Source organism: Mycobacterium sp. AZCC_0083 (genome assembly GCF_014202335.1).
GTDB lineage: Bacteria > Actinomycetota > Actinomycetes > Mycobacteriales > Mycobacteriaceae > Mycobacterium.
Genome location: NZ_JACHGP010000020.1, coordinates 53,658 through 69,854 on the forward strand (window position 1 = coordinate 53,658; position 16,197 = coordinate 69,854).

Annotated in this window: 15 protein-coding genes; 11 read left to right on the top strand and 4 right to left on the bottom strand. The window is 66.2% G+C overall.

Annotation, left to right across the window (positions count from 1 at the left end):
* Positions 1-2: 2 nt before the first annotated feature.
* The gene (locus HNP02_RS35705) at positions 3-854 is read right to left on the bottom strand and encodes an SDR family oxidoreductase (RefSeq protein WP_184445387.1); all 852 of its coding nucleotides are present in this window, start codon (positions 852-854) and stop codon (positions 3-5) included.
* Between the two features lie 186 nt (positions 855-1,040).
* On the opposite strand from HNP02_RS35705, the gene HNP02_RS35710 reads away from it, so the two are divergent.
* Positions 1,041-2,570 carry an aldehyde dehydrogenase family protein gene (locus tag HNP02_RS35710; RefSeq protein WP_184445388.1) on the top strand — a complete coding sequence of 510 codons (1,530 nt, stop codon included), beginning with the start codon at positions 1,041-1,043 and terminating at the stop codon, positions 2,568-2,570.
* A gap of 274 nt (positions 2,571-2,844) precedes the next feature.
* Here the strand turns inward: HNP02_RS35710 and HNP02_RS35715 are convergent, their stop codons facing one another.
* The gene (locus HNP02_RS35715; RefSeq protein ID WP_184445389.1) at positions 2,845-3,687 is read right to left on the bottom strand and encodes a hypothetical protein; all 843 of its coding nucleotides are present in this window, start codon (positions 3,685-3,687) and stop codon (positions 2,845-2,847) included.
* A gap of 234 nt (positions 3,688-3,921) precedes the next feature.
* Between HNP02_RS35715 and HNP02_RS35720 the strand changes: the two genes are divergently transcribed.
* From HNP02_RS35720 to HNP02_RS35740, 5 genes are all read left to right on the top strand, one after another.
* Positions 3,922-5,049 (top strand): acyl-CoA dehydrogenase family protein, encoded by a 1,128-nt coding sequence (locus tag HNP02_RS35720; protein WP_184445390.1) that lies wholly within the window; start codon positions 3,922-3,924, stop codon positions 5,047-5,049.
* A gap of 7 nt (positions 5,050-5,056) precedes the next feature.
* Positions 5,057-6,334, top strand: coding sequence for an acyl-CoA dehydrogenase family protein (locus HNP02_RS35725; RefSeq protein ID WP_184445391.1), 1,278 nt, complete (start codon positions 5,057-5,059; stop codon positions 6,332-6,334).
* 17 nt (positions 6,335-6,351) lie between these two features.
* The gene (locus HNP02_RS35730; protein ID WP_184445392.1) at positions 6,352-7,545 is read left to right on the top strand and encodes an amidohydrolase family protein; all 1,194 of its coding nucleotides are present in this window, start codon (positions 6,352-6,354) and stop codon (positions 7,543-7,545) included.
* A gap of 271 nt (positions 7,546-7,816) precedes the next feature.
* The gene (locus tag HNP02_RS35735) at positions 7,817-8,611 is read left to right on the top strand and encodes an alpha/beta hydrolase (protein WP_309241805.1); all 795 of its coding nucleotides are present in this window, start codon (positions 7,817-7,819) and stop codon (positions 8,609-8,611) included.
* Entirely contained in the window at positions 8,595-9,284 is a 690-nt protein-coding gene (locus HNP02_RS35740; protein ID WP_184445393.1) for a TetR/AcrR family transcriptional regulator, read from the top strand. The genes HNP02_RS35735 and HNP02_RS35740 overlap by 17 nt, the downstream gene beginning before the upstream one ends.
* 15 nt (positions 9,285-9,299) lie before the next feature.
* Here the strand turns inward: HNP02_RS35740 and HNP02_RS35745 are convergent, their stop codons facing one another.
* Together HNP02_RS35745 and HNP02_RS35750 are read right to left on the bottom strand one after the other, a co-directional pair.
* Positions 9,300-10,511 (bottom strand): CaiB/BaiF CoA-transferase family protein, encoded by a 1,212-nt coding sequence (locus HNP02_RS35745; protein ID WP_184445462.1) that lies wholly within the window; start codon positions 10,509-10,511, stop codon positions 9,300-9,302.
* A gap of 69 nt (positions 10,512-10,580) precedes the next feature.
* Positions 10,581-11,342 (bottom strand): SDR family oxidoreductase, encoded by a 762-nt coding sequence (locus tag HNP02_RS35750; protein ID WP_184445463.1) that lies wholly within the window; start codon positions 11,340-11,342, stop codon positions 10,581-10,583.
* 172 nt (positions 11,343-11,514) lie between these two features.
* Here HNP02_RS35750 and HNP02_RS35755 point away from each other — a divergent pair, with 172 nt between their 5' ends.
* The 5 genes from HNP02_RS35755 to HNP02_RS35775 are packed head-to-tail and all read left to right on the top strand — an operon-like array spanning position 11,515 to position 16,196.
* The gene (locus tag HNP02_RS35755) at positions 11,515-12,513 is read left to right on the top strand and encodes a dihydrodipicolinate synthase family protein (RefSeq protein ID WP_309241806.1); all 999 of its coding nucleotides are present in this window, start codon (positions 11,515-11,517) and stop codon (positions 12,511-12,513) included.
* A 14-nt stretch (positions 12,514-12,527) separates the two neighbouring features.
* Positions 12,528-13,646: an acyl-CoA dehydrogenase family protein gene (locus HNP02_RS35760; protein WP_184445394.1), complete on the top strand. Its 1,119-nt coding sequence runs from the start codon at positions 12,528-12,530 to the stop codon at positions 13,644-13,646.
* Positions 13,643-14,638, top strand: a complete 996-nt coding sequence (locus HNP02_RS35765) for an acyl-CoA dehydrogenase family protein (RefSeq protein WP_309241808.1) — start codon at positions 13,643-13,645, stop codon at positions 14,636-14,638. Before HNP02_RS35760 ends, HNP02_RS35765 begins: the two co-directional genes overlap by 4 nt.
* Positions 14,635-15,447, top strand: a complete 813-nt coding sequence (locus HNP02_RS35770; protein WP_184445395.1) for an enoyl-CoA hydratase/isomerase family protein — start codon at positions 14,635-14,637, stop codon at positions 15,445-15,447. Before HNP02_RS35765 ends, HNP02_RS35770 begins: the two co-directional genes overlap by 4 nt.
* Positions 15,447-16,196 (top strand): SDR family NAD(P)-dependent oxidoreductase, encoded by a 750-nt coding sequence (locus HNP02_RS35775; protein ID WP_184445396.1) that lies wholly within the window; start codon positions 15,447-15,449, stop codon positions 16,194-16,196. The genes HNP02_RS35770 and HNP02_RS35775 overlap by 1 nt, the downstream gene beginning before the upstream one ends.
* Position 16,197 lies beyond the last annotated feature (1 nt).

A 16,197-nucleotide genomic window follows, 5' to 3' on the forward strand; every position in this document is an offset into this window, starting at 1 on the left:
GGTCAGGTCGCCGGCGTTCCCGTGTCGCTGCTGTCTGGGACTGCGAAGAGCTGGCTCAGGTCGAGCTGGCCGGATTGCACGGCGGCGAAGAACCCGCCGTCAGTGACCAGCGCTTCGCCATTGATGTAACTCGATCGGGGGCTGTTGAGGAAGATCAGTGGCCACGCCTGCTCCTCGGGGGTGGAGCGCCGCCGGATCGGCCCCACGAATGCGTCGATGATGTTCTGTCCGGCGAATTCGACGAAGTGGGGCATCATCGCGGTGTCCGTGGGGCCGGGATTGATGCAGTTGAGCCGGATTCCGTCGGTGATCAACGTGGCGGCGCGGGAGGCCACCCACGCGTTGATCGCCTTCTTGGAGAATGGGTAGGCCCCGGATTCCACCATCTCGCCATTGGCCTCGCACCACCGTTTGCCCGCGTCGAATCCCTCGGTGCCGACCAGTCCCATCAGTTGCTCCAGTTCGAGCTGCCATCCCATGGCGGCGTTGGAGGCGACAACCGCGATCGCGCCGCCAACCGGGATCTTCGGCAGGACGAGGTCGATCAGGTGACGCGCTCCGACGAAGTTGACGAGCATGACGTCCAGTCCGGAGAACGGCGGTCCGGGCAGGCCGGCGCAACCGAAGTAGGCGTGGATCGGTCCTTCGATCGATTCGGCGGCCGCGTCGATGGATGCGCGGTCGCGCAGATCGACTTCGAGCACCTGGTCGACGGGCAGCTTGGTGGGCCGGACGTCGACGGCGGTGACCTGCGCGCCGAGGCCGGTCAGGATCGCGGCGGTCGCTGCACCCATCCCGGATGCGGCACCGGTGACCACGACGTGGCGGCCTGCGTAACCCAGTACGTCTTCCAAGGTATCCCTCCGGCTTTGTCGATGCGAAGATGTCATGTGCTCGCTGACGATAGCTCAGGTGCTTCCTAATCACATAGTGTTCTCTTCAGAAGAATGGGCTGCTACCGTGATCCGGACATCGCCCCTCCGTTCACGGGGACCTTGGATGGGGCGCACATCAGATGTGCGAGACGGAGGTAGCGAGCGGTGAGTGGCCGGTGGGATTACGACAGCATGTTCATCGACGGAGCCTGGACGACCGACGACGCGGTGGGCGTCATCGAGGTCATCGACCCGGCCACTGAGGACGCGATCGGCTCGGTTCCCGACGCGGGCCTCAAGGCGACCCACTCCGCGATCGCCGCCGCCAGGCGGGCTTTCGACGATGGGCCCTGGCCGCGGAAGTCCCCTCGGGAACGGGCGACCGTGCTGCGCCGGTTCGCTGCCATCCTCGATGAGCGCCACGACATGCTCAAGGAACTGGTGATGGCCGAATCGGGCTCGGTCGGATTCCTCGCCGACATCATCCAGGTGCGCGGCACGATTGACATCGCCCAGTGGATCGCCGAAGCCATGGAGCTTGGGGTGCAGTGGACCGAGGTTTCACCGCCGGCTGGTGGTCCGACCGGAATGGCAGGCAATGCCGTGGTCCGGGAACCGGTCGGGGTGGTGGCGGCCATCACGCCATTCAACTTCCCGTTCTTCCTGAACATCGTGAAGGTGCTGCCTGCGCTGGCCGCAGGCAGCACCGTGGTGCTCAAGCCGCACCAGTGGACGCCGCTGGACGCGTTCGAGATCGCCAAAGCGGCTCAGGACGCCGAGCTTCCGCCCGGTGTTCTCAACGTCATCGCCGGCGGTGCAGAGGTCGGCGAGGAGATGACGACCCACCCGATGGTCGACATGGTGACCTTCACCGGATCCACGCCAACCGGCCGGGCGATCATGGCGGCCGCCGCACCCACGGTGAAGCGGCTCCAACTCGAGCTCGGCGGAAAGAGTGCCTTGATAGTCCTGGATGACGTGTCCGAAGAACACGTTGCCGGGATGGGAATCATCTCCTCGATGATCCATGCCGGGCAGGGTTGCGCCATTCACACCAGGATTCTGCTGCCCGAACACCTGCTCGACGTCTACGTCGAGGGCGCCAAGAAATCGCTGTCCTTCCTGAAGGTGGGCGATCCCAGAGAGTCCGACACCCTCATCGGGCCCCTCATCCGCGAACAGCAGCGGCAGCGGGTCGAGGGCTATGTGCAATCAGGCATTGACGAAGGGGCAGAACTCGTCTTCGGCGGCAAGCGCCCCGAGCACCTTGCCAAAGGCTTCTTCTATGAACCGACGCTGTTCATCAACGCTCGCAATGACATGCGTATCGCCCAGGAGGAGATCTTCGGTCCGGTCCTCACGGTGATCACCTACAAGACCGAAGACGAGGCGATTCGCATCGCCAACGATTCGATCTTCGGGCTCGGTGGGGGAGTCGTGGCCGGCAATACCGCACGTGGCTTCAACGTCGCGCGGCAAATCCGCGCCGGCAACGTCTCCGTGCAGACGGCCGGACATCCGGTGAGCAACTTCGAGACGCTCGGCAGCTCGGGGCCTGGCTGGTCGGCGGATCAGCCCAACGGAGTGGGCATCACCGGTGTCTTCGGCGGCTTCAAGCAGAGCGGTGTCGGCCGCGAATGGGGGCACCACGGCATCGAAGAGTTCACAGAACTCAAGTCGATCGCCTGGAGCTGAGGTGCGCTGGGTCTGCGCCTGCGTGCAGGCGTTGTCGGAGTTCGGCCTTGCGGACCTTTCCGGTGGCAGTCCGCGGTAAGGAGTCGACGACCTCGAGGCGTTCGGGCGTCAGTTGCCGGGCGGTCCCTGCGGTCGAGAAGTGCGCGCGGCGTTGTGAAAGACGACGCGAAGGTCGGGTCGGGCAGTCGACGCCCCAGGATGGCATCGGGCAGTGTGAGGTTTCCGTAAACGCCGGTCGCATACCAGTGCCGTGGCGAATCGTCGGCCGACACTGTCACGTCTGCCTGTAGACGCCGAACGCCGCGGCGCCGGCTGCGACCACCGCGCCGTCGCCGCCCTCGTCGACGAGGGTCAGGCGGACAACCACCCGCCCGCCCAGAACTGCGCTCGCTTCCGCGAGGACGAAGAAGGGGCCGACACGGCCGGGACTCACGAAGTGCACATCCCAGGCTTGGACCTGCACTGTGTCGGTGCCGGCCAGCTCGGCGGCCAGTTCCATCGCGGCGGCTTCGAACACTACGTGGATCGGTCCCAGGTGCAGAGATGCGGAGGTCGAAGCGAGACGAGACGTCAGGGCGGGCAGCCGCCAGCCGTCGGAACTCCGCTGCGCGCCGAACACGACGTGCAGCGGCGGGAGATCGGCGGTGTCGGGCATTTCCGGTGGCGTCTCCACCGGCCGAAACGACGGCGGGGCGTCGCCGAGCTTGATGCCAACCCCGGTCGTGAGGGCGATGACCCGGGAGGAATCGGCGGCGTCCGTGATCACCGAGCGGCTGAATCCCATTTTTCGGCCCCGGTGCACGGTGCTGCGGGACACCCGGATCTCGGCAACGTCGCGAGCGTCGTCGACTATGTGCAGCCCGTACGTGACAGGTGCGGGTACCACCTCGCGATCGCGCCAGCCACCTGTCTCGGGAGCTGCAATCGCGAGCGGGGCGGCCATGATCCCGCCCGCACCGTTGCGCATATCGCGGCGCAGCCTCACCGTATCGGGGTCCACGGCCTGGTTGAACGCCCGGCCCAGGTACCAGTAGGTGATCAGGCCGTCGGGGCCCATCATCTCCCGCAACCGATCCCAGTACTCCTCGGTCGGCCCCTCTCGAACGTCACGGACCATCGAGCATCCTCCTCCGTCAGCGTCGCGACCGGACCTCCGTGAAGCGCACGGCAAGGGTCGCGGCGCATGGCGATCGGAACAATCATCACCGCTTGGTGCACCTATCGTGTTGCTTTGAGAACAGCAGTCATACTAGATTTTTTAGTATGTGGTTACCGCATGGGGATCTCAAGCGGCTCAGGTCTTGCGACCCATTGCTGCCGTACACCGCTGGGCGAGGGGCGGAGACCGACGGTGGATCTTGACCTCACCCCGGATCAGGAGTTACTGCGAGATACGACGCGCAAGTTCCTCCACGCGACCCTCCCGTTGACCGCGGTTCGGGCGCTCGCCGACAACGCCCCCGGATTCGACCGCGGATGGTGGCGGAAGGGAGCCGAGCTCGGCTGGACGTCGCTGCTGGTCGACGAGCAGCGCGGCGGCGGGAGTGTCTCCGGGTACGGCCTGCGTGACCTGGCGCTCGTCGCGGAAGAGATGGGCGCCATGGTGTCGCCGGGGCCCCTGATCGCCACCAATGTCGTCGCCCAGACCCTGCCGTGTGACGCCTCCGATGAGCTCGCCGGGCAGGTCTTACCGGGTTTGCTGGCCGGGGAGTCGGTGGCCGCCTGGTGCGTCGCGGAGCCGGGCCGAGCGGTCACCGCGGACGGGATGACACTGCAAGCACGGCGGGACGGCGACGAGTTCGTCCTGGACGGGGTGAAGTGCCCCGTCGACTCTGGTGGTCAAGCCGACTGGCTACTCATCACCGCCGCCTCGTCCGAGGGTCTGTCCCAATTCCTGATCCCGTCGTCGACGCCCGGCCTGGCCATCACGCCGCTGCGCGGGCTCGACCTCGTCCGCAGGCACGCCGAGATCCGGTTCGAAGATGTCCGGGTGCCCACTTCCGCTGTGGTCGGTGTCCTCGGTGGCGCCTCGCTCTCGTTCGAGCGGCAGATCCAGACCACGCTCGTACTCCAGTGCGCCGAGATCGTGGGCGCGGCGGACCGCGTCTTCGACTTCACCGTGCAGTACGCGTTCGACCGCTCGTCGTTCGGCCGCGCACTCGCGTCCTATCAGGCCCTCAAACACCGTTTCGCCGACATGAAGCTGTGGCTCGAGTCCGCCCACGCCATCACCGTCGACGCCACCAGGGCAGTGCAGGCCGGAGCCCCCGACGCCGGCGAGGTCGTCAGAATCGCCAAGGCGTATGTCGCCGACCGATGTCCCGAGCTCATCCAGGACTGCATCCAAATGCACGGCGGAATCGGCGTGACCTGGGAACACGACCTGCACCTGTATCTGCGGCGGGTCGTCGTTCATCGACAGACCTACGGCGACCCGGTGCAGCAGCGCGACCAAGTGGCGATCCTTGCCGGCAGATAGGACAACCATGACCGTGACGACTGCGGCACCCGGAGAACTGGCCGAGGACCTCGACGCCTTTGCGGCGCGAGCCAAGGACTGGGTCAGCGCGAATTTGGAACCCCTCAACGGCGCCGACCCGTACCTGGGTCACGCCACCGACGCCGATCACGTCGTACGGGCCAAGGCAATTCAGCGCAAGCTGTGGGACGCCGGCTTCGCCGGCCTGTGTTATCCCGTCGAGTACGGCGGGCGAGGCCTCCCCGTGGAATACCAGGACGCCTTCATCGAGGTGACCTACGACTACGAGCTGCCCCGGTTGTTCAACATCCCCACCTTCACCATCATCCTGCCGACCATCCTGGACTTCGGCAGCGAAGAGCAGAAGCAGCGCTTCATCCCCGCCGCGCTCAAGGGTGAGGAGCTTTGGGTCCAATTCCTCTCCGAGCCGACGGGCGGTTCAGACCTCGCGGGGGCGCTCACCCGGGCGGAGCGCCAGGGTGAGGTCTTCGTTCTGAACGGCTCGAAGATCTGGAGCACGTACGCGTGGAAGTCGGACTATGCGCTGTGCGTGGCCCGCACCGACTGGGATGTTCCCAAGCACCGGGGCCTGAGCGTCCTGATGGTGAAGGTGCACCAACCCGGGATCACCATCACCCAGATCAAACACGTCGACGGAAACGAAGACTTTTGCCAGGAATTCTTCGACGACGTCCCGGTCCCCGTCGACCACGTCCTCGGGGAAGTGAACGACGGATGGAACGTCGCGTCCCGGTTGCTCCTTCACGAGCGGGAAGCGATGAGCGGTTCCTCGCCCTATGCGATGGCGCCGCGCACAGCCGCCCATGAGAATGACCAGGTCAGTGCCGCGGCGCTCGCGCAAGTCTCCGGCGGCGCGAACGACCCGCGAGTGCGTCAGCTCATCGGCGAAGCGCGGGTGCTGACCCGAGTTCACACCGCGCTCGTCGGCCGTATCGCCACGTCCATCCAGACCGGTCGCCTCCCCGCCGCGGCCGGATCGATCCCTCGGCTGTCCAACGGGATGATGCGGGTCAGGCTGGCCACCATCGCGATCGAGATCGCGGGTGATCGCGCTGTTGCGTGGCACGAAGACGACCCGACCGGCGATCTCGGTGTCGCCTATCTGGGCCGACAAGGACCGTGCATCGGCGGGGGCACCACCGAAATCACCCGCAACATCATCAGCGAACGGGTACTCGGGATGCCCCGCGAGCGAGCCGAAGACCTGGACCGCCCCTTCCGGGACGTACGGACCAACGCAGCGGTGCCACGACACCGACAATGACCGACGCAGGAGGAACCATGGGGAAACTCGACTTTCCGGTATTCGACGCTGACAACCACCTCTATGAAACCGAGGACGCCTTCACCCGACACTTACCCAAGAAGTTCGAGGGGCTCTTCAAGTACGTGCAGGTGAACGGGCGGACCAAGATCGCCGTCGACAACGTCATCAGCGACTACATCCCGAACCCCACCTTCGAAGTCGTTGCACGGCCCGGTGCGTTCGCCGAGTACTTCTCCGGCAACAATCCCGAAGGCAAATCGCTACGGGAATTGGCGGGAAAGCCGATGCGCACCGGCGAGGAGTTCCGCACTGCCGAGCCACGCCTAGCGTTGCTCGATGAACTCGGCCTCGATGCCGCGCTGATGTTCCCGACCCTGGCCAGCCTGCTCGAAGTCCGTCTCACCGACGACCCGGAGCTGACGTGCACCGTCATCCACGCGTTCAACGAGTGGATCCACGACGAGTGGACGTTCAACTACCAGGACCGGATCTTCGCCACACCGATCGTGAACCCGTCGATCCCCGAGCGCGGCGTGGCCGAACTGGAGTGGCTGCTGGAGCGGGGCGCGAAAGTCGTGCTGCTGCGCCCGGCGCCCGTCGCCGGTCACCGGGGCACGCGGTCTCCGTTCCTGCCGGAATTCGATCCGTTCTGGGCCCGGGTGGCCGAATCCGGTGTGCTGGTCACCCTGCACGCGTCCGACTCCGGCTACCAGCGGTACATAAACGACTGGGAGGGCACTAGCCGTGAAACGCTGGCATTCAAGCCCAATCCGTTCTACGACGCCGTCTCGCCCGGTCGGGCCATCAACGACACCGTCGCCGCGGCGATCTGCCACGGCATGCTCAGCCGGTTCCCGACCGTGAAACTCGCGAGTGTGGAAAACGGTGGCAGCTGGGCAATCTCATGCCTGAAGGCGTTGGAGAAGACGCACCAGAAGATGCCGCAGGAGTTCGCCGAGCACCCCCGTGACGTATTTCTTCGCAACCTGTGGATCAACCCGTTCTGGGAAGACTCCATCGAGGACCTGGTGAACCTCGTGTCGCCCGAACACATTCTGTTCGGCTCCGATTACCCCCATCCCGAGGGCATGGCCGACCCGTTGAACTGGGCCAAGGAGATGAGCGAGTTGTTCCCCGCCGCCGACGTACGCAAGATGATGGGCGGCAACATGTATGGACTTCTCGGGCTGACGGCCGCGGGCCGTTGAAGGGCCGGCGTCGCCGCCCACAGAGGTGATGGACGCGCCTGCTCTAGCCGCCGCAACGATAGGTAGGCCTACTCACCTTTAGCGTGTTAACCTCGTTCTGCGGCACCTTAGCCTATCCCCTTGGTAGAACGTGATAGGCAATTGGGAACAATCATGTAGACGTCATCGGAAGGCCTTAGGTGAAGAACGAGGGCAGAAGCGGCGTCGTCTGCCTCCAGAAGGGTGTGCGATCTGTCGCCGAACGAGAACTATGTTGTTGTCTGAGGAAGTCGTGACTGATCAGTCGGGGGGATTCCACCCGTTCACCTACGAACGGGACGGGCTGACACTGGCGTATTCCGTCGTCGGCGATGGACGACAAGCCATCTTGTTCGTCCACGGTGCGACCGCCACCGGGGAGTTCGAATGGGGTGAACTGGCCGCCGCGATGGTGCCGGGCTATCGCTGCATCCTGCCTGATCTGCGTGGTCACGGCCGATCGGAGTTTCGTGAGTCGGCCACGACCGGCGAGGCGGTTTGCGCGGACCTGCTTTGCCTCATCGACCATCTACAACTCGGTCGGCCACACATCGTGGGTTTCTCCTACGGCTCGGAGGTCTCGCTGATGCTCGAGATTCTCGCGCCCGGCACTGCGCGATCGCTCGTTCTCATCAGTCCGGGGACCGGACGCCCCAGCGACTACCGGATACCGCGTCTGGAGTATCTGCACCGCACCTGGCCGTTCGCGCTGCGTCGCCTACACGACGCCACCCACGGACCCGAGCATTGGCACCAGCTGGTCACCGCCCTGCACGAGGACAGCACCGCGCGCCCCGAACTGTCGCCGGAGACATTGGCCGGCATCGGATGTCCGGTCCTCCTGCTGGCCGGTGACAACGACGAACCGATACGCCAGCAGCAGGGACGGCGGTTCGCCGAACTCAACGCGCAGGCACGGTACGTGGAGATCAAGGGCGCGGCACACGCCGCCCACCAGAAATGCCCGGATGTGGTCAAGACAGTCATCGGTGACTTCCTGGCTGAAGTCGACCTTGAGAGAGCGGGAAGCCATGGCGCGGTCAACTGAACTGAAGCCGAAGAAGAATGTCCAGGCGTCAGAGGCGCCCGAACCGACCTGGCAGAAGGACAGTGTCGATCGATCGCTGCGCAACGCCCGCGCGCGTGCCCAGGCACGCAGCGACCGTTTCGTCGCAGCAGCCGTGGAACTTCTCGGTGAGCGCGACGAGAGTGACTTCACCATCCAGGACGTCGTCGACCGCTCCAATATGTCGCAGCGCACGTTCTACACCTTCTTCGACGGCAAGGACACCCTGCTGCTCGCCGTCTACGAGACGATCCTGCGCACCACCGCCCTGCCGATATTGCGGGAGCGGTGCGAGGGTATTGCCGATCCGGTGTTGCGGCTCAAAGCGCTATTGGAGGCGATATCGGAGATCACGGCGATGCCGCCCCGGCTGGCTCGTGGGCTCAGCGTCTTGCACCTGCGACTGACCGAATCGCGGCCGAACGATCTCACCCGCGCGCTGGAGCCGCTGCACTCCCTGATCGTCGAACTGCTCAAAGATGTCGCCGACGCCGGCCTGCTCCGGGAGGACGTCCCGCTGGCCACCCAAGCCGCGCTGCTGCAGGAACTGCTGCTGGCGACCTCGCACTCGGCGGTGTTGTCCGGCGGACGGTCGACCACCTTCGATGACCTGTGGGCGTTCTGTTCGGCGGCCATCCTCCGCCCCGCGAACTGAGAGGAACCGCGCCTCTCAGGTCACCGCACCACTGATCTTGAGATTGATCAGCTCGTCGTCGGACTTGCCGAGCGCGCGCAGAATCTCGTCAGTGTGCTCGGCGAACTGCGGAGCCCGACTTATTTGAGCCGGTTTCTGATCGAATTGCACGGGATTGGCCACCAGTTCGCGGCGGGTGCCCTCGGTGTCGACTACTTCGGCGATCAATCCGTTGGCGCGCAGCGCGGCGTCCTGGCCAACCTCCCACGGATCCTGTGCGACGGCCCACTGGCCCTCCATGCCTGCGAAGGCCGTGGCCCATTCGGCGAGGGTCCTCGCGGCCAGTACCTCCTGCACGATCTCTGCCGCCGCCGCGGCATTGCCCATCAGTGCCTTGGCGGAGGCGAAACGCTCGTCGCTGATCAGGTCCTCGCGGCCGATATGTCGACAGAACTCCGGCCAGTACCGGCCCGGCTGCAACATCGCCAGTACCAGCCATCGGTTGTCGGCGGTCCGGTAATTACCGACCAGGGGATTCGTCCGCGCCGAGTTGCCGGGTGCGCGCCGCGCCGGCGGTCCCCCCTCCAACAGTGCGAAGCTCACGGACAGTGCGTTCGCCCAGGCCCCGACACCGAGCAGGGAGACATCGATGACCGAGGTCTCGCCGGTTCGTTCCCTGGCGAAGAGTGCACCTGCGATGCCGCCGGCGATGGTCATCCCGCCCAGTGAGTCGCCGTAGGCGCCGGCCGGCATCACGCACAGGCCGTCGTAGTCCACCGGCGTAGCCCCCAGCGCGCTGCCGCCGCGCGCCCAGAAGGCGGTGCTGTCGTAGCCGCCCTTCTCGCTGTCGGGTCCGGCGGCACCGAAGCCGGATCCGCGCACATAGATGATGTCCGGGTTGATCTTGCGAACGTCCTCGAGTTCGATGCCCAGTCGGCGGCGGGCTCTCGGGAGGAAGTTCGTCAGGAACACGTCACTCTCGCGGATCAGGTCGTGCAGCACATCGAGTGCCTCGGGCTGCTCCAGAGCCAGGCCGATGCTGCGCTTGCCCCGGTTGGGGTGCTCCATCAACGGAGCGAAGGATCCGCTGCCGACCGGCATGCCCATCAGCGCGCTGAGGCCACGCTGGGCGTCACCGGTTTCGGCGTGTTCGACCTTGATCACGTCGGCGCCCCAGTCGGCCAGGACCGCGCCCGCTGCCGGTACGAAGGTGAACTGCGCCACCTCCAGCACCCGGACGCCATCCATCGGTCGAATCACAGTGTCTCCTTTGCAGTTTCAGGTCTGGCCCGGCACGAGCTCGTTCGCGTCGGCGGTTCAGCTGCTCGACGGGCGGACGTGGACCACGTCCATCATCACGTCGCGAGGCCGGGTGATGACGTCGTGCAGCACATCGGCGACAGTGGTCGGCGTGAGGAGTTTGGTACCGCTCATTCGGGTCAGGTAGCCGTCGGCTTCCCATAGCGGCCAAGCCTTTTCGAGGTCACCCGGGCCGAAGTTCTCGTGGATTCCGGTATCTGCAACCGCGCCGAGAATGACCAGGGTCACGCGGATACCCTCGCGCCGCAGTTCCTTGCCCATGGCCTTGGTGAAACCGTTGAGGCCACTCTTGGTGGCGGCGTAGAGGGTCATCATCGGCATGTCGTCGAGGGTGATCTCGGAGGAGATGTTCATGATGTCGCCGCCACCTGCTGCGCGCAGCAGCGGAATCGCCGAGCGTGTGGTGTAGATGGGCGCCACGATGTTGGTGTTGACCGTGACGGCGATGTCCTCGTCGCTGGCCTCTTCGATCAGCCGGATCCGGCTGGCGCCTGCGGAGTTGATCAGAACGTCGATGTGCCCGAACTGCGCCGCGATCTGATCGAACGCGGCGTGCACATCGTGGCTGCTGGTGACGTCGGTGACGATCGGCACCGCGCTGGGCCCGATGATCTCGACGACCTCGTCGAGCAGCAATTTCCGGCGGGCCAGCAGCACCACCGTTGCGCCATCCCGCGCGAGGCGAATCGCGGTGGCCCGGCCGACGCCCATCGATGCGCCGGAGACCACCGCGACCTGGCCCTCCATGCCTTTCGACATCACACCCCTCACGTTCCAGTCTGCGGACCTAACAAATATGCGGATCATGATGCATTCGCAATGCACCTGTTCCTTGCATCAGACGCAGATAACGTTCTACCATGACGCGCACGTGATAGTCATCACTTGGCCCGAGATACTCGCGTCGGCAAAAGTTCAAAAGGAGTCGGTTGTGGTCACAGGTGTCACCGGTAAGGAGGCGAAGGATTGGGCGTCGGAACACCTGCGGGGCAACTGCAGCTCGCTGTACACCCCGTTCTGCGGTCTCGACGGCGATGACATCGACTTCGAGGCGTTGCGCACGTTGGTGCGGCACTGCCTTGTTGATCTGGATCAGGACGGCATCTGGCTGACGGGTGGTATCGCCGAATTCTGGTCGCTGACCACCGACGAACTCAAAGAGGTGGCCCGCGTCAGCATCGAGGAGGCCCGACGGGTCAAACCCGATGCGCTGGTTCAGGTGATGTCGAGCACCGACACCGCCAAGCAGGCCGTCGAGCTGACACTGAACGCCCAAGAGTTGGGCGCCGACATTTGCTACATCCTGACGCCCTACTTCGAGTGCTCGGGGAAGCCCGGGGTGCTGGAGTACCTGCGCTACGTGGCTGACCGCACCGACATGCCGCTGGGCTTCTTCAACTCCCACTCGACGGGTCTGGTGCTGACCCCCGAGGAATGCGTCGAGCTCTACCGCGAGATCCCCGCCTTGTGCGGGTTGAAGAACGGGCTGCTCGACGCGCAGCACAGCCTGGCAGTGCATCGGCTGGCCCCGGACATGGTGCTGTGGGAGGCGGCCGATGAGGCCGGGATCCGGTTGGGGATACCGCACCCGGGAGCTCTCGGCTCGGCGCTCTACCTCTACGAGAAGCCGGGAGCGCCGCTGTTCAGGGAATGGCGAGAACTGTTGGTGCAGGGTGATTTCGAGCGCGCTGACGCCTTCGCCGCCGAGACCGGTCTGACTGCCATGCGGGAGGCAAGCCGACGCTATCAGTCTCATCCGGCCCGCCCGGGCATGTTCACGCACTGGGGAGCCGGGTTCAAGTTCGGTGCGTCGTTGCTCGGTCTCCCGATCGGTGACCACCCTGCGCGGCCGCCGCAGACTGCGTTCCCCGAGGACTTGCGGCCGCCGATCCGTCAGGCGTACGTCGCCTCCGGGTTCATCGAGTCCTGAGAACGGGGATTGTCGTGGAAGTGCGCGAGTTTCGTGCCGGAGTGCGGGCGTGGATCGACGAGGTCGGAGAGTCACTGGTCCCCGAGATCGAGGATCAGAGTGTCGAGGCTCAGCTGAACCACCAGCGTCGCGTGCAGCGGTTGCTGTTCGACGCGGGGTGGATGCGCTGGGGATGGCCCGCGCAGATCGGTGGTTTGGGGGGTTCGCCGATCTTGCGCGCCGTACTCGGTGAGGAGCTCACCAGCCGAGCATTGGTGCACACCACGTCCTGGTCGATGCACGAAGTACTCGGGCCGGCGGTGGCCGAGTTCGGACGCCAAGACATCGTCGAGGACATCTTCCCTCGGCTGTTGCGCGGTGAGGAGTTCTGGTGTCAGGGCTTCTCCGAGCCAGAGGCAGGCAGCGATCTGGGATCGATGCGGACGACGGCCCGCCCGCACCGCGACGGCTGGGTGATCAACGGCGAAAAACTGTGGACCAGCTGGGCACACCACGCCACCCGGTGCATCGTGCTGGCCCGCACCGGTGGCCCCGGGTCGCGGGGTATCAGTGCCCTTCTGGTCGACATGGATACCCCGGGGGTGACGGCGAGCCCACTGGAGACGATGGCCGGCGTCGATGAATTTTGCTCCACGTCATTCGTCGACGTCGAGGTTCCCGCGGAGCGGCTGCTCGGTGAACTCGACGCCGGGTGGCGCGTCGCCCAGTTCATCCTGTCGTGTGAACGCGGCCCGATCTTCTGGCAGCGCGGAGCCTGGCTGGCGCATCATCTCGGCCTCCTCCTGGACGCCGCAGGCGACGGACGGTCTCCGTCGGCGCTGGGCGAGGCCTATCAGCTGTTGTGGGCCTTCCGCGCCACTTCGAAGTCAACTCAGGACCGCATCGCGACCGGTGCTCTGCCCGGTCCGGAGGCGTCGGTCGACAAGATCATGATCGCCGCCGCCGACCAGGCCGTGTTCGATACCGCACGCGAGTTGTTGCGCGGCGACATCGAAACCGATGACACCGCCCGCAGCCGGGCGTGGCGCCGCGAGTGGGCGTACTCGCGGGCCGCCACCATCTACGGGGGCACTAGTGAAATTCAGAAGGACATCGTGGCGTCGCGGCTGCTCGGACTGCCGAGAAGCGCGTGAGGCAGACCCAGACCATCGACGCGGCGGAGCGCGCCCTGATGGCCGTGACGCTCCGTGGCCTGGCCGAAGAGCTCGACGGGACCGAACTGGTGGCGGCACTCGATGCGTTCGGGTTCGCCGACCTGCTCGCCGAGGCACCTCGCGACGCGGTGCCTGCGCTGTTCACGGCGCTCGGTCGTGCCGGGTCGATGTCGACGTCGCTGCAGGACGTTCTGCTGGCGCCGCTGGCCGAATACCTGCCGGTGCCAACGACGGAATGCAACGTCGTGCTGCCCGGCATCGGCGCCGACTTGGTTGGCGAAACCGACGGCGAGGGCCTGGTTCTCCGCGGCCTGGTCATCGGTGCGCGCCCCGCCCCGACGTTTCTCGCGCCGGTTGCCATCCGCGGTGAGCTGGCCTGGGTTGGCTTGCAAGGGTCCTCGGGGATCTCCACGCGCCGAGTCGAGGGTCTCGATCCGGGTTTGGCGATGACCGAGGTCACCGGCGTCGACGTAGCGGCCGACCTCGTCGTGGCGGGGCAGCGCGCGGTCGCGGCCTGGGATGCGGTCGCGACGGCGGGCCGGCTGGCACTGGGATACCAGATCCTCGGGGCGGTCGGTCAGATGATCGAGCTCGCCGTCGACCATGCCCGCAGCCGGGTGCAGTTCGGTAGGCCCATCGGGTCGTTTCAAGCGGTAAGGAATCGCCTTGCCGATGCGCACGTCGCCCGCGAGGGCGCCGCCGCGGCCCTCGCGTCGGCGTGGGACGCCGACGACGCCTACTTGGCGGGCCTGCTGGCCAAATCGTTGGCTGGGCGGGCGGCGCGGATCGCCGCCACCCACTGTCAGCAGGTGCTCGCCGGCATCGGCTTCACCGCCGAGCACCCCTTCCACCGCTTCCTGGCCCGCGCCCTGGTGTTGGATTCGGTGCTGGGCTCGGCCACCGAATTGCCCGAAGTGATTGGGGCTCGCCTGATCTCGGCCGGGACGATCCCCCGGCTGGTCGACCTGTGAGCACCAGCGAACCGTTCCGCCTCCTCGGCCGCCCGGCAGTCGTCGTCGACCGAGACGGACCCGTGGCGTGCGTAACGCTGGCACGGCCAGAGAAGGCCAACGCGATGGACGCCGAGATCACCGATGCCCTGCTCGAAGTGGTCATCGACTTGCGCGACGATCCCGGCGTGCGGGCCATGGTGCTCACCGGCGAGGGCGGCGCGTTCAGTGCAGGCGGCGATTTCGGCACCATCCGCGCGATGCGCGAGGACCGCCACCTCCGCGGCGCGGTGCTGGACGCCCACCAGGACTTGTTCTGGGTCATGAGGCGCCTGCCGTTCCCCACCGTCGCCGCCGTCAACGGCGCCGCGGTAGGCGCAGGCGTCACCGTGGCGCTGTTGTGCGATCTCGTCGTGATGGCCGAGGACACCTTCCTGTCCGACCCGCGGGTCTCCCTTGGACTCCTCGACGGTGCAGGCGGGTTGGTGCTCTGGCCGCTGCTGACCAGCCTGTCCGCCGCCAAGGAACATCTGCTGCTCGGCGACCGGGTCAGTGGCACCGAAGCCCATCGACTGGGGTTGGCGAACCGCGCGGTACCCGCCTGCGATGTGTTGGAGGAGGCCCTGAGTCTGGCCGATCGTCTGGCGGCCCTTCCGGCACAGGCGGTTCGGGAGGTGCGCCAACTGCTGAACTCGCACATCGATCGGGCCGCCGCGATCCTGCCGGACTGTGCGCGCGCCGAAAGCGCGTGCTTCGACACCGAGGAGCACCGCGTACTACTGGAGCGCCTGAGTGCGCGGGTGGCAGCCAAGACCGCGGGGACCACCTAGTGGACGCCAGCACCCGGGTCGCGCTCGTCACGGGCGGAACCCGGGGGATCGGTCGCGCCGTCACCGATCGGTTGACACGGTCCGGTGTCGCGGTCGCCGCGGTGTACGCCCGGGATGTCGCCGCCGCGGACGCGGTCCGCGATGACGCTGCGCGGTCTGGAGCGACCGTGACGCTGCACCAGGCCGACGTCGGGCAGCCGGCGGCCTGCCAGACGCTGGTCGCCGAGGTTCTCGAGCAGCATGGGCGGCTGGACTATCTGATCAACAACGCCGGGATGGTCATCGAGCAACGCCTCGGCGCCATCAGTGCCGAGGACTGGCACCGGCAGCTCGCGGTGAACCTGTCGTCAGCGTTCTTCCTCAGTCAGGCAGCGCTGGCCCACATGACTCAGCAGCGGTTCGGGCGCGTCGTCAACATCGGCTCGGTCACAGCGCTGATGGGCAGCCCCGTCCAGGTCGCCTACGGAGCGGCCAAGGGCGGGATCGTCGGGCTCACCCGCTCCAGCGCTCGCGCCGTCGCCAGAAAGGGCATCACCGTGAACTGCGTAATCCCAGGCAGTTTCGATACCGATCTGTCGGCCGAGCTGGTGTACACCGACCGGGATGCGGTGACGTCGATGATCCCGGTCGGGCGCTGGGGTCGACCCGAGGAGCTGGCGCACGCCGTCGCGTTCCTGCTCGACGACCTTGCCGCTTACGTCACCGGCGCGGTCGTGACCGTCGACGGCGGAATGAGCATGGGCGGTTGAG

Coding starts and splice junctions, on each gene's coding strand:
- HNP02_RS35715 (WP_184445389.1), bottom strand. CDS start 3,687: ATGGTCCGTGACGTTCGAGAGGGGCCGACCGAGGAGTACTGGGATCGG.
- HNP02_RS35725 (WP_184445391.1), top strand. CDS start 5,057: ATGACCGTGACGACTGCGGCACCCGGAGAACTGGCCGAGGACCTCGAC.
- HNP02_RS35730 (WP_184445392.1), top strand. CDS start 6,352: ATGGGGAAACTCGACTTTCCGGTATTCGACGCTGACAACCACCTCTAT.
- HNP02_RS35740 (WP_184445393.1), top strand. CDS start 8,595: ATGGCGCGGTCAACTGAACTGAAGCCGAAGAAGAATGTCCAGGCGTCA.
- HNP02_RS35745 (WP_184445462.1), bottom strand. CDS start 10,511: ATGGATGGCGTCCGGGTGCTGGAGGTGGCGCAGTTCACCTTCGTACCG.
- HNP02_RS35750 (WP_184445463.1), bottom strand. CDS start 11,342: ATGTCGAAAGGCATGGAGGGCCAGGTCGCGGTGGTCTCCGGCGCATCG.